This is a genomic window from Cohnella herbarum (assembly GCF_012849095.1).
GTDB lineage: Bacteria > Bacillota > Bacilli > Paenibacillales > Paenibacillaceae > Cohnella > Cohnella herbarum.
On the sequence record NZ_CP051680.1, the window covers coordinates 6,614,268 to 6,627,786 of the forward strand.

At 51.7% G+C, this 13,519-nt stretch carries 13 protein-coding genes and 1 riboswitch; all 13 genes read left to right on the forward strand.

Going from position 1 to position 13,519, the window contains the following annotated elements; all coding sequences use genetic code 11:
* The first annotated feature begins 189 nt into the window (after positions 1 to 189).
* The 13 genes from HH215_RS27985 (at position 190) to HH215_RS28045 (ending at position 13,502) form a co-directional block, all read left to right on the forward strand.
* The gene (locus HH215_RS27985; RefSeq protein ID WP_169282882.1) at positions 190 to 627 is read left to right on the forward strand and encodes a GNAT family N-acetyltransferase; all 438 of its coding nucleotides are present in this window, start codon (positions 190 to 192) and stop codon (positions 625 to 627) included.
* 131 nt (positions 628 to 758) lie between these two features.
* Positions 759 to 1,919, forward strand: a complete 1,161-nt coding sequence (gene trpB, locus HH215_RS27990) for a tryptophan synthase subunit beta (protein ID WP_169282883.1) — start codon at positions 759 to 761, stop codon at positions 1,917 to 1,919.
* A gap of 155 nt (positions 1,920 to 2,074) precedes the next feature.
* Entirely contained in the window at positions 2,075 to 2,824 is a 750-nt protein-coding gene (locus HH215_RS27995; protein ID WP_169282884.1) for a GTP cyclohydrolase II, read from the forward strand.
* Between the two features lie 124 nt (positions 2,825 to 2,948).
* Complete coding sequence (locus tag HH215_RS28000; RefSeq protein ID WP_169282885.1) at positions 2,949 to 4,271, forward strand: alpha-L-fucosidase; 1,323 nt, start codon at positions 2,949 to 2,951, stop codon at positions 4,269 to 4,271.
* A 761-nt stretch (positions 4,272 to 5,032) separates the two neighbouring features.
* Complete coding sequence (locus HH215_RS28005; RefSeq protein WP_169282886.1) at positions 5,033 to 5,776, forward strand: IclR family transcriptional regulator; 744 nt, start codon at positions 5,033 to 5,035, stop codon at positions 5,774 to 5,776.
* Between the two features lie 186 nt (positions 5,777 to 5,962).
* A complete protein-coding gene (locus tag HH215_RS28010) occupies positions 5,963 to 6,736 on the forward strand; it encodes an SDR family NAD(P)-dependent oxidoreductase (RefSeq protein WP_169282887.1) in 774 nt (257 codons plus the stop codon).
* A gap of 15 nt (positions 6,737 to 6,751) precedes the next feature.
* Positions 6,752 to 7,660, forward strand: a complete 909-nt coding sequence (locus HH215_RS28015) for a fumarylacetoacetate hydrolase family protein (RefSeq protein ID WP_169282888.1) — start codon at positions 6,752 to 6,754, stop codon at positions 7,658 to 7,660.
* Positions 7,661 to 7,722: 62 nt separating this feature from the next.
* Positions 7,723 to 7,834, forward strand: a riboswitch (TPP riboswitch).
* A 106-nt stretch (positions 7,835 to 7,940) separates the two neighbouring features.
* Positions 7,941 to 8,561, forward strand: coding sequence for an ECF transporter S component (locus HH215_RS28020; protein ID WP_169282889.1), 621 nt, complete (start codon positions 7,941 to 7,943; stop codon positions 8,559 to 8,561).
* Complete coding sequence (locus HH215_RS28025; protein ID WP_169282890.1) at positions 8,558 to 10,072, forward strand: ABC transporter ATP-binding protein; 1,515 nt, start codon at positions 8,558 to 8,560, stop codon at positions 10,070 to 10,072. The genes HH215_RS28020 and HH215_RS28025 overlap by 4 nt, the downstream gene beginning before the upstream one ends.
* The gene (locus HH215_RS28030; protein ID WP_169282891.1) at positions 10,014 to 10,805 is read left to right on the forward strand and encodes an energy-coupling factor transporter transmembrane component T family protein; all 792 of its coding nucleotides are present in this window, start codon (positions 10,014 to 10,016) and stop codon (positions 10,803 to 10,805) included. The genes HH215_RS28025 and HH215_RS28030 overlap by 59 nt, the downstream gene beginning before the upstream one ends.
* Before the next feature lie 40 nt (positions 10,806 to 10,845).
* Positions 10,846 to 11,331, forward strand: coding sequence for a translation initiation factor IF-3 (gene infC, locus HH215_RS28035; RefSeq protein WP_169282892.1), 486 nt, complete (start codon positions 10,846 to 10,848; stop codon positions 11,329 to 11,331).
* Positions 11,332 to 11,406: 75 nt separating this feature from the next.
* A complete protein-coding gene (locus tag HH215_RS28040) occupies positions 11,407 to 12,471 on the forward strand; it encodes an acyl-CoA dehydrogenase family protein (protein WP_169282893.1) in 1,065 nt (354 codons plus the stop codon).
* A gap of 44 nt (positions 12,472 to 12,515) precedes the next feature.
* Positions 12,516 to 13,502, forward strand: a complete 987-nt coding sequence (locus tag HH215_RS28045; protein ID WP_169282894.1) for an oxidoreductase — start codon at positions 12,516 to 12,518, stop codon at positions 13,500 to 13,502.
* Positions 13,503 to 13,519 lie beyond the last annotated feature (17 nt).

Consider the following 13,519-nt stretch of genomic DNA (forward strand, 5'->3'; position numbering starts at 1 on the left):
GGCTTGGCTTCATGCCATTATTGGATTCACGGAGAAATGGTATTAATTATTGAAGTTGCAGAGCGCTTGCCATTGAGGCGGCGCTCTTTATTTGTTCGTGACTAACAAAATTCGACCTAGAGATGATACGATGATAGCATCGCAAATATTGGTTTAAAATGTATATTTTTAGCAGGGGGGAAGTCAATTGTGCTGTTTCGAAAAGCTGTTGCAACCGATATCCCGCAGTTAATTAAATTTCGTAAGATATTGCTATGTCATGAGGACGACAGCAGTATGGATGAAACATTTAGAAACTATTTCGATTCCTCATTATCGGACAAGTCACTCCTTGTATGGGTTGCCGATGATGACGGAATAGCGGTATCGACAGTATGTTTTTGCTTATGTCGACTTGCGCCGCGATTTGAAAATCCTTCTGGAGTGGTTGCATACATGACTAATGTTTTCACAATTCCGAGTTACCGTCGCCAGGGCATTGTATCGAAACTCGTTAGTGAAGCCATAGACGATTTGAAGACGCAAGGTATTAGAAAAATCCTGCTACATTCGTCGGATATGGCTAAACCGCTGTACGAAAGATTCGGTTTTGTTGAAGGGAAAAACTATCTTTCAATCAATATTTGATGCAGAACGCTTGAAAAAGGCGACAACCGGTTTGAGCCGCAAGATCACGCAACAAGAGCTAAAAGTCGTCCGGTATTTATGATACGATGGGAGGGATGAAACTTTTATTTTCTATTGGAGGTCGTTGAAGGATGAGCCGGGAACTTGCGCAAGAAGGGTATTTCGGGGAGTTTGGAGGCAGCTTCGTGCCGCCGGAATTACAGGAAGTGTTGGATTACCTGAACGAACAATTCCTTAAGTACAAAGACGATCCGGAATTCAACGAAGAATACCGTTATTATTTGCGGGAATACGTCGGGCGCGAGAATCCGCTGACTTACGTGAAGCGGTTATCCGAATCTTGGGGCGGCGCGAAAATTTATCTGAAGCGCGAGGATCTTAACCATACGGGAGCGCACAAAATTAACAACGTCGTCGGTCAGATTCTTCTGGCCAAGCGGATGGGAGCCAAGCGAATTATCGCCGAGACGGGCGCCGGGCAACACGGAGTCGCGACGGCGACGGCTTGCGCCATGTTCGACATGGAATGCATCATCTATATGGGCGCGGAAGATACGCGCCGGCAAGCGCTGAATGTTTTCCGGATGGAGCTGCTCGGCGCGACCGTCGTTCCGGTAAATAAAGGGCAAGGCCGCCTGAAGGATGCCGTGGACGAAGCGTTGAACGATCTCATTCGGAACTATAAGAACACGTTCTACTTGCTCGGTTCCGCCGTTGGCCCGCATCCTTTTCCATCGATGGTTAAACACTTCCAATCTATCGTCAGCGAAGAATCGAAGCGTCAAATTCTCGAGAAGGAAGGCCGTTTGCCGGACGCCGTCATCGCCTGCGTCGGAGGCGGAAGCAATGCGATCGGCGCGTTCGCTCATTATTTGGACGAGTCCTCGGTACTCTTAATCGGCGTCGAGCCGGACCAAGCGCCTACGTTAACCGAAGGCGTTCCAGGAGTTATCCACGGGTTTAAGTGTTTGGTACTGCTGGACGAAGAAGGCAATCCGCGGAAAACCTATTCGATCGCGGCGGGCCTTGATTACCCGGGCATCGGGCCGGAGCACAGTAACCTGAAAGCGACCGGACGGGCGGAATACGTGACGGTGTCCAATGAGGAAGTGCTGGAGGCTTTTCAAGAGCTGTCCCGCACGGAAGGCATTATTCCCGCTCTCGAGAGCGCGCATGCCGTCGCTCACGCGAAGAAACTTGCTCCTACGATGAGCAAGGATCAGATTATTATCATCAATCTGTCCGGCCGCGGCGACAAGGATGTCGAGCAAGTGTTCCATATGATTAAGTAATGAGGCACAAGGCACCCTTCGGGGTGCCTTGTTGTTTAAGTAGCAAAATAGATGGGCTTTAATAAAATATCAAAAAAAAGGAAATGCTCGAGGGGATGCGGTACCTCGATTCGTTTTCCGCAATGGATCGATATTAATGACTAAGGAGTTCTTATATGCCAGGCCTTCAACAGAACGTTATCGCCTTATTGGAACAGAAGATCAAATTAATCAGAAGGGGAAAAGAGGCCCTGTATCTCGTCGGGCCGATTCGGTTACCCGTGAGCTTGGAGGACGCAACCGCGACGTTTCAATGGTACTGTTGGTTGCGTTGCGAGGAGGTCACCGATAGCATCGAACGAATCATAGAGAAATTATCGGCCGTTAATTTGGCTGAAATGCAGCAATCCAGCGTGCTGGCATATGGGGATTTTCAGGATGGCGAGAATGCTTTGATCCGGATGCACTCTATATGCCATACGGGAGATATTTTCGGGAGCCAACGATGCGATTGCGGATTTCAATTGGGGCAGTCGCTGAAGATGATCGTCGAACATGGGACCGGTGCTTTATTTTATCTAGCCAATCACGAAGGAAGAGGAATCGGTTTATTCAGCAAAGCGATGGCCTACGTTCTTCAAGAGAATGGGTTCGACACCGTGGAAGCCAATTTGAATCTGGGATTCGTAGACGATTCCCGGAGCTATAACGACGCCATTCAAGTGTTGAAGGTTCTGCGTTCCAAACCGGTTACGCTCATTACCAATAATCCTAAAAAGCTGGAAGCCTTAAAGGACTCGGGAATGGACGTGGCGGGAAGAACTCCGCTTTGGGGCGATGTTTCGGAATTCAACGAGAAGTACTTGCAGACCAAAATCAATCGATCCGGACATATAGCCGCGAATAGCGGCTGTCCGAATGACTAGTTCGTATTCAACTTCGCCAGGAAGTTAATCTGATCCCTAAACAAGCTAATTTCTTGCCTATAGTTTAATGCGAATCGTTGCTAGACTAGACCTATATCTTATTCCTATGGAGGCATGAAGACATATGGGTCAATCTTATATCGAGCAACGAACGGAGCGGACGAAGTGGTTTCTTCAGGATCGTTTCGGCATGTTCATCCATTGGGGATTGTACGCGATTCCCGCGCGCGGAGAATGGGTAAGAAACGCGGAGCGAATAACCAATGAGGACTATCAGGTTTATTTCGACGATTTCAATCCCGAACGATACAATCCTAAGGAATGGGCGAAAGCGGCCAAAGCGGCGGGAATGAAATATGCCGTATTAACGGCTAAGCACCATGACGGCTTCTGCTTGTACGATAGTCAGTTAACCGATTATAAGTCGACCAATACGAAAGCCGGCCGCGACTTGGTGCAAGAGTTTCTGGATGCGTTTCGCGCGGAGGGATTGAAGGTCGGATTATACTACTCGCTAATAGACTGGTATCATCCCGACTACCCGGCTTATGGGGATATGCATCATCCGATGCGCGATAATGAACAATTTAAGAGAGATCCGGCGCGTTTCGGCAACTACTTGGAATATATGCACGGACAAATTCGCGAGCTCTTGACCAACTACGGCAAGCTGGACATCATGTGGTTCGATTTCTCTTACGGGGAATTGAAAGGCGAGGCTTGGCGTTCGACCGAACTGATGGAGATGATTCGTTCCATCCAACCGCATATTATTCTCGATAATCGCTTGGAGGCGAGCGGGGAAGAAGGCGGAAGCATCTATACGAACGATCCGAGTTTCTACTCGGGAGACTTCGCTTCTCCGGAGCAGATCATTCCTCCTAGCGGCGTTACGGACGAAGCGGGAAATTCCATTCCATGGGAAGCCTGTATTACGCTGAATAACAACTGGGGCTACGGCGCAACCGACTATACGTACAAATCGGCTAAGACGGTCATCCGCAAGCTCGTGGAATGCGTTAGCAAGAACGGAAATCTACTGTTGAACGTAGGTCCGGATGCCAGCGGGGAAATTCCGGAGCAGTCGCTCGCCATCCTCGAAGAAGTAGGCAAATGGATCCGCCGGAACGGGGAAAGCATTTACGGCTGCGGTCAAGCCGATCTGCCGAAACCCGAATGGGGACGTTACACGCAGAAAGGGAATAAGCTTTACGCGCATCTGTTCGAAGAGAGCGTCGGTCCGGTGAATTTGGCCGGCTTGGCCGGTCGCGTTAAGCATGCAAGGCTGCTGTCGGACGGATCGGAGATTTTCGTTTCTCGTCCGTGGAACGCAGTCATGTATCCGAACGACGCGTTCTTCAACTTCTCCAAGCCCGAGCATTTCACGTATCCGCTGCCGGATGAACGGGATACCGTCGTTGAGATTACGCTTAAGGAAATCAATTGAGCTATCGGATAGAGTAGTCAATAGTGCGGAATAAGGCGTCCCGGGAGACAATTCCCGTGACGCCTTTATATGTTCGCTTGATGTCCCGCGGGCCTCTGTAAGATCGCATTGAGGTTTGACGCAAGGTCAGGACAATCGCTTACGATTTCAGATTAATCAAGGCCTATTATCCGCCTTCTATTCAGCTAAGCTATAATGCTTACTCGCTCCATCTCATACTAAAGAATCTAAGTGTAAAATGTACAATTAGATTGACCTAAATTCCTCATTCCAAGCTTCTAAATGTAAAAGATACACCTAAATGGATAAAATTCGTGTTCAATCGAATGATTCGCCTGAACTAGTTGCAGGTTTTACACTTAGTCGTTAGAGAGAGTAAAACTCCCCAAACTAGTTGCAGGTTTTTACACTTAGTTTTTCAAGTTTACCTGTTTACTGGGTTACAGGAGTGCTGGAGTGCCGCTGTGATAGTTGGGAGTGTACCTAGGTCAATCGCTTTAGCAGGCAGGCTACAATTCAACCCCTCCGTTGTAAAACGGTTCCTCAACTTTTTCCAATTGCCTCATGTGAAGGCCAAATGCATGCAACTCTTACTGCCATCTTCAATAATTTCTAGTCATTGGCGCCGTGAGCGGAGCACGATAGGCTTAGCTATTGCGCTGACCGAAAGGAGCCGATCATTGTATAACTGAGACGCGCTTGATATAATGGTCGGAAATATCGAACCGGGTTTAGCATGAAAAACCGGATGGGAGACGTCAGTGGAAAATAAATATTGGGTGCCGGCGATCGAAAGAGCCGATGCCGTCTTGCGGTTAATCGCGGAGCATCCCGGCGGATTGCGCCTGATCGACCTCTCCAGGCAAACGGACATCAATAAGAGCTCGATGTTCTCTTTGTTGAACACCTTGGAGAAGTTGAATTGGATTCGTCGGGACAAGGACGATACTTTCAGATTGGGCTCGGCTTTAGGCTCTATCGCGGGAGGATATTTCAAGAGCAACGATCTCATCTCGTCGTTCCATCAAGAAGCCTCGCAGACGAAAGTTAAACTGGGGGAGACGATTCAACTCGCGGAGCTGATCGGAAGCGAAGTGCTCTACCTCGCGAAGGAAGAGTATCCGGGGCCGGTTAGATTAACGTCGGAGCCCGGCATGCGCTTACCCGCGCATTCGACCGCTTTAGGCAAAGTGCTGCTCGCGGATCTGCCGGATGAACGGATTGCCGAGCTCTTCGCAACGGAGCCGTTCAGAAGCTCGACGCCGAACACGATCTCGGATCGGCGTTCCCTTGCCCGAGAGCTGAATCGAGTGCGCGAGCTTGGCTACGGGGAAGATTTGGAGGAAGCCGTCCAAGGCTTCCATTGCATCGCTGCCCCGATCGTCCGACAAGGCAAGGTCGTGTCCGCGGTAAGCTGCTCCATGCTTAAGCACCATTGGGAAGCCAAGCGTTCTTTCGTTCTAACCGAATTGCGAATGCTTGCAAGCCGACTCTCCGCACCCTGAACAGCATAGCCGTTCTCTAGATGAGACGTTTGTCCTATCATAGCTTGAGTCAGCCGGAAAGTCGGTTGGCTTTTTTTTTGTTGTGCTTGATCGGAATAGATGTTAATATTTTATTATATTAAACTTGGTTTATTATAATAAACCAAAACGAATGAAACGATCGTAACAAAGAAAGGAGCGTTTCTCATGCGTTTAAAAGACAAGGTTATCTTGATTACCGGTTCCGGCTCCGGTATTGGCAAGTGTTCGGCGCAATTGTTTGCGAAGGAAGGGGCAACGGTCGTCGTCAACGACTTGGACGCGGTCAAAGGCGAAGAGACGGTCATGGAAATTCGGGAGTCGGGAGGTTCCGCGAGCTTCATCCAAGCCGACGTTACGGATCCCGCTTCCGTGCAAGCGATGGTGGAGCGTATCCTTGCCGAATACGGGGTTATCGACGTCCTCTTCAATAATGCGGGAATAAGCGGCGTCGGAGCTTTGCACGAGGTCGAGCCCGATACGTGGGATCGCGTGATGAACGTGAATATCCGAGGCGTTTACCTTCCGTGCAAATACGTTCTTCCGGCGATGATGGAGCGAAAGTCGGGTTCGATCATCAACATGTCTTCCTGCATAGCGGAGATCGGACTCGCGAGACGCGCTTCCTATGCCGCGACGAAGGGAGCGATTCTCGCGCTAACCAAATCGATGCAGGTGGATTATGCCCCTTACAGCATTCGGGTTAACGCTCTGTTGCCGGGAACGATCTTAACGCCGTTCGTGGAAAATTACTTAAAAACCTCGTACGACGATCCCGCTGCGGCGATCGAATCGCTTAAGAAACGTCAGCTTAGCGGCGAGCTGGGCCGTCCGGAAGACGTCGCTCAAGCCGCGCTGTTCCTGGCTTCGGACGAATCGAAATTTATGATGGGATCTCCGCTCTACATCGACGGCGGAGCCGTGTTCGGCAAAAACGCGTAGGAGGAAACGTTGCAAATGAAATTATTAACCTTCATAGAAAACGAGAAATACAAGTTAGGCGTTTATACCGAGGAAGGGATTCTCGATATCGGCGCTGCTGCGGCGTCAGCGACTGCTCCGGGTGAGCGAAGCATTCCTATCACGATTCAACAGGTTATTGAAGGCGGAGACGAAGCATTGGCTGCGCTTCGTGCTTTCGTCGGGACTACGATGGCGTCTTCCGATCGCGGCTCTTACATTCGGGAGCAATCGGCGTTGACGCTCGGACCTTGCGTGACGCATCCGAACAAGATCATCTGCGTCGGATTGAACTACCGCAAGCACGCGGAGGAGACGAATGCCGCGCTGCCGGAATATCCGATTTTGTTCAACAAATTCAATAATACGTTGGCGGGAGACAGAGAAGAAATTCCGCTTCCGAGGGTGTCCCAGAAGGTCGATTACGAAGCGGAGCTCGTCATCGTGATCGGCAAGAAGGCGAAATATATCGATAAAGCAGACGCGCTGTCTTACGTGCTGGGCTATTGCAACGTGAACGATCTGTCGGCTCGGGATTTGCAATTACGTACTCAACAATGGTTGACGGGCAAGTCCTGCGATAAATTTTCCCCTATCGGCCCTTACCTTGTAACGGCGGACGAAGTGGGAGATCCGAACCGGTTGAGCATCAAGTGTACCGTGAACGGGGAAGTCAGGCAGAATTCGAATACGTCGGACATGATTTTCTCCTGCGAAGAGATCGTTAGTTATATTTCGCAGAACATGACTCTCGTACCGGGCGATATTATTCTGACGGGAACGCCCGAAGGCGTCGTGTTGGGACAACCTCCGGAGCGGCAGGTTTATCTGCAGGCGGGAGACCGCGTGACCGTTGAGATCGAGAAGCTCGGTTCGATCACGAATACGATGGTTAACGAGGTTTAGGTTAAGGGTTGGAAAATCATATTGCCAAATGTTTGCTCTTGATATAAGTTATAAGAAGTTGAATCGCAATAAACGGGTGCTTGATGAAGTCAGGCTGAGATAGCGGCCTTATGCCGCTGACCGTCGATCTGATCTGGGTAATGCCAGCGTAGAGACGTTATTGTCGAGCATCTTCTTTTACGATGCCGTGCGCTAGCCTACCCTTTCGGGGTAGGCTTTTTTGATTACTCACATCATGCGATCAACGAATCCAAGAGTGTAGAAGGGACGTTGTTGAAGCATGGAACATGCTAGGCAAAGGCAAGGACAAGGGGCGAACCCCAGGGGATTGAAACTGACCGATATTCTCGTCACTATCGTGATCGCGGTCGTATTCGGCATCATCTACAAAATATGGGGACCGATGTACGACGTGGTCAAACCGCTGGGTACCCATGCGGAGCAAACGATATACGGCATGTGGTTTCTTGCAGGTACGTTCGCGTTTCTCGTTATCCGGAAGCCGGGAGTCGCGCTCCTCGCCGAGATAGCCGCGGCTTCCATAAGCGCTTTGCTCGGTAGCGAATGGGGACTTTCCACCTTGTACTACGGAGCGTTGCAAGGCTTGGGAGCGGAGATCGTGTTCGCGATTTTCCTCTATCGTTACGCGAACGTGTGGGTCACTTCTCTAGCCGCGCTTGGCGCGGCGGCTGGTTCGTTGGTGTTGGATTTCGGCTATGGCTACATTGAGTCGTTGTCTACATGGAACTATACGTTGTTGATCGGATTTAGAGCGTTGGGAAGCATCGTCATCGCCGGCGTGTTCGCCTCCGCGTTATCCAAAGCGTTGGAACTGACGGGAGTAACCAAAGCGCTGAGGCCGGCGTCCCAAGCGGACTACGACGCCTTAAACCGGGCATGACGGAGAACGGAGCCTCCTTTTCCCCGAGTTTGGCCGTAGTCGCCGGTGTTAAGAACTTAAAGCTTAAGTTTGCCGGAGAGGACGCCTTGTTGTTCAAGGGCGTTTCTCTTTCTTTCCGCGAAGGGGAGAAGACGCTGCTGCTCGGTCCGAGCGGATGCGGGAAATCGACGCTGCTTCAAGTGTTGAGCGGACTGATTCCCCGATCGATCGATGTTCCGATGATTGCCGATGAAACCGTCGTTCCTGAACGATGGGGATACGTGTTCCAAGATCCGGATACGCAGTTCTGCATGTCTTACATGGATGAGGAAATAGCGTTCGTCTTAGAGAACTTGCGCATTCCCCGCGACGAGATGACACCGCTCATTCATCGTTATCTCGCTCAAGTCGGCTTGGATCTTCCGGACGTCCACGTCCCGATTCATACTTTGTCCCAAGGGATGAAGCAGCGGTTAGCCATCGCATCCGTTCTGGCCATGGAGCCGGAAGTGATCTTCTTGGACGAACCGACGGCGCTGCTGGATACCGAAGGCACGGAACTCGTGTGGTCAACGATTAGATCCCTATCCGGGGACAAAACGTTAATCGTCGTCGAGCACAAAATCGAAGGCGTGATCGACTTTTTCGACCGCGTAGTGGTGTTATCGGGAGATGGGGCGATGATCGCGGACGGCGCGCCGGCCGAAATTTTTGCGACCATGAGAAACGAACTTCAACAATACGGGATTTGGTATCCCGGCGTCTGGGAGCACTATCTAGAAATTAAACCTCGCAAGAAGGAAGCGCACCTACGCCATTCGAATGACGGGAGGGGCGTCTTCCTTGAAATGAACGATTTTCGCGGTATACGGGGGAGCGGGCGTCCGGTCATTGAAGTCGGCAAAGCTCTCGTCGCTCCCGGTCAATGGATCGGAGTCATCGGCAATAACGGAGCGGGCAAGAGTTCCTTGCTCCTCGCGATCATGCGACTGATCAAGACGGAAGGGATTTGCAGCATAGCGGGCAGGGAGATCGATAACGTCGAGCAGGCGGCCGAGAATGTCGCGTTCGTTTTTCAGAATCCGGAATTTCAATTCGTTACGCATTCGGTGCGAGAGGAGATCGAGTACTCGCTTTTGTTGGACGGCATGAGCTCCGAGAAACGGCGCGGGATAGCGGAGAAACTGATGGATGAACTATATCTTCGGGAAGTTACCTCGCGTCATCCCTATCAGCTGTCGATGGGGCAGAAAAGACGGTTAAGCGTCGCGACGGCAATCGTGAGAGGGCAGAGCTTGCTGCTTCTAGACGAGCCGACCTTCGGGCTGGACGCCCGGAATACGTTCTCTCTATTGGAGAAACTGGAGAGGCTGCGTACCGAAGGTACGTCGATAATCATGGTCACGCATGATGAGCGGATCGTGGAGAATTTCTGCACGGAGTCATGGACAATCGAGGACGGGAGACTTACCGATGCAACTGACCTTTCCGCACAGGGAAACATGGCTTCACCGCGTCAATCCTACGCTTAAGATCGTACTGTTCTCTTTATGGTTCGCGGCAGTTATCCTCATTCACGATTTTAGCGTCATGATGAACGTTGCTATCGGGTCGGTATTGCTCCTTCCGTGGTCCGGACATCCATGGCGGAGGCTGCTTCTATACGCTTCTCCTTTCTTGCTGGTGTTCGTGTCGACGTCTACGGGAATGATGTTTTTCGGTAAAGGAGAGACGGAGTGGTTCCGATGGGGATTGGTGAACATTACGGAAGAAAGCTTCTTCAGAGGGCTGCACCTGGGGTTCAGAGCGCTTAGCATGGCGGCCGTAGGACTTCTGTTCGGTCTAACGACTCGGCCGGTTAGCCTATTCTATTCCCTCATGCAGCAAGGAAGATTATCTCCGAAGTACGCGTACAGTTTCTTGGCCGCGATGAGGTTGGTTCCCATTCTGGTCGAAGAGTTTCAAACCCTGCGCCATGCTTTGAAAGTCAGGGGAATGCGTAAACGAAGCCAGATTGTAAACTTCTACCAATTATTGTATCGATACGCGATTCCGCTTCTCGCCCAGAGCATCCGACGTGCCCACAGAATTGCGGTAGCGATGGAGGCGAAGCGGTTTGCCGGGGAGGCCAAGAGAACTTATTATTATATTATCGGTTTCTCTTACCGGGACATCGTATTCGCGGGATATGCAGTCGGCGTATTCTGGGTCGCGTTGACGGTCGGATCGGAGTGGCCTTACGCGGATTTTACCGATGTTCGCTAAGCGGCAGGGTGAATCGCATAATAGTTGGAGGTTGGAGAGTATGATTCTGAACGAGAAAATAAAAGCATCCGAGGTTCTGTTAACGGGAGTAGATGGAGAAGATTTAGGGGTCGTATCGCGGGACGAGGCATTGGCGCTAGCCCGCAAGTTCAAAGTGGATTTGGTGTGCACTTCTCTGTATAGCAGTCCGCCGCCTTGTAAATTAGTTTCCAAAGGGGCGGCCAAACAAGAAGCATCGAAGGAAAAGCAAGACGCCCGGAAGAAGGAGCAGCCTTCCAAGCTTAAGGAGATCAGGCTAACGGCGAATATCGAGGAGCATGATTACGATACGAAATGCAGGCAAGCGGAGAAGCTGCTCGCTTCGGGTAACGCGGTTCAACTGGTCGTAAAAATACAAGGCAAAGAAGGGCCGAAGGCGAAGGAGTTGCTGGAGCGGTTGCTGAAGGATTTGGCCGCCGGCGGGAAGAAGGAAACCGGCATCCAGCTTAGCGGCAAACAAGCGGCCGTTCGGGTTAATCCGTTATAATCGGTTACCATCGGCTGTTTGCCGGCGAAGGAGAAGATTTTTGTTTGCCAGGAATGAGGAGAAGAGGAAACCTTAATGATTAACATTCCCGAGTCTATCGTGCGCGAAGTGCGCGACAACGCCGCAAACGGCGATCGTAACGGTCGATTGACTCCGACGATATTGAATTACATTTACGATGCGAAGCTATTCAAAGTGTTCGTTCCGGAACAGTTAAACGGACTCATGCTTCCCTTGCCTGATGCACTGCGCGTGTTCGAGCAGGCGGCTAGAGTCGATGGCAGCTTCGGTTGGTTGGTCACGATCGGGTCGGGCGGCGGATTTTTCTCCGCTACGCTGCCTCCCGCTCAAGCGCGCGAGCTGTTCGGCGGCACGAACGCCGTCGTCGCGGGAAGCGGACATGCTAACGGAATCGCCCGACCGGTCGAAGGCGGATATCTCGTTAGCGGTCAATGGAAATACTGCAGCGGGTCGACTTACGCTAGTCTCTTTACCGCTAATTGCCGGATAGAGGGCTTGGAGGGCGAGGAAACCATAATTCGTTCGTTCGCTTTCTTGCCTGATCAGGTAAACATCATTCAGGATTGGAACTCCTTCGGTTTGAAGGGGACGGAGAGCCATTCGATCTCGGTGGACAACGCATACGTCCCCTCGGATCGCACGTTCGATATTATGGACAACCCTAACTACGACGATCCGATTTTCCGGTATCCGTTCATGCCGTTCGCCCAGACGTCCTTCGCCGCGGTTAGTCTTGGCATATGCCGACATTTCGCGGAGGAAGCTCGTTCCTTCGCCGAAGAGAAAAGAGAAGAGTGGAGTCGAAGCCGATCTCAACGCATGGAAGGACTATTGCGCGCGCTTGGCGAGCAAGATGCTTCATTGAAAGCCGTTGCAGACCAATTCTATGAGACGGTCGAACGGACGTGGACATCATTCGGGACTAACGGAGAGATGACGGAGCAACAACAGCTCGAAGTCGGAACGATCAGCCAGCGGTTGGCCAAAAGTACATTAGCATATGCGCATATGATTTTTCCGTTGCTTGGAATGGCCGTATTAATGGAAGACAACGCGATCAACGCGATTTGGCGGGATCTTCACACGGTGACCCAACATTCGGTTCTTGTTCCGGGATGAGCTCATGATCGGGGTGTTAAACGGAGAGGGAGGTTTGGCGGATTATGGATGCATTCAAAGCTTTAGTGGCGGATCGCGAAGGCGACGAAGTGCGGATCGGTACTCGAAGGATGACCGCGGCGCAATTGCCCGAGGGCGAAGTGCTGGTGCGGGTCGTCTATTCCAGCGTGAACTATAAAGACGGGTTGGCTTCCATTCCGAACGGAAATATCGTGAAGGATTATCCGTTCATTCCGGGAATCGATCTAGCCGGTATCGTCGTGTCTAGCGAGGATAGTCGGTTTAGGGAAGGCGACGAGATTCTCGTCACGGGATTCGGGCTTGGCGTCAACCGCTTCGGCGGGTACAGCGAGTATGCGAAGGTGCCGGCGGATTGGGTCGTTAAGCTGCCTGCGGGACTTTCGCTGAAGGAAGCGATGATCTTCGGGACCGCGGGGTTTACGGCGGCAATGTCGGTTCAAGCGTTGCAGGCCGGCGGAGTGGATCCGAAGAGCGGGCCGGTACTCGTAACGGGAGCGACGGGCGGAGTCGGAAGCGTATCGATCGCGATTCTGGCGAAGCTAGGTTATGAAGTCGTGGCGAGCACGGGGAAAAAGGAGGCGGCAGACGAGTTGCTTCGGCTTGGCGCGACCCGCGTAATCGGACGAGAGGAGCTCTTCCCGGAGAAGCCTCGCCCCCTTGGCCGGGAAACGTGGGCAGGCGTCGTCGATTGCGTCGGCGGGAAATCGCTCGCCTCCATCTTAAGCAACGTGAAATACGGCGGCACTGTAGCGGCGAGCGGATTGACGGGGGGGAGCGAGCTCGAGACGACCGTCTTCCCCTTCATCCTTCGTGGCATTCGGCTAATCGGAATCGACTCCGTCCAAGCTTCAATGTCGGCGAGGAGGCGGGTGTGGGAGCTTCTTGCATCGGAATACAAACCGGAGGGATTAGCATCTATAGCTTCCGAAATCTCTTTAGAGCAAATTCCGTCCGCCCTCTCCGCGATTCTCTCTGGGCAATCCCGCGGCAGAGTCGTTGTTAAGCTATAGAGCCGTTCGGGAGCAAA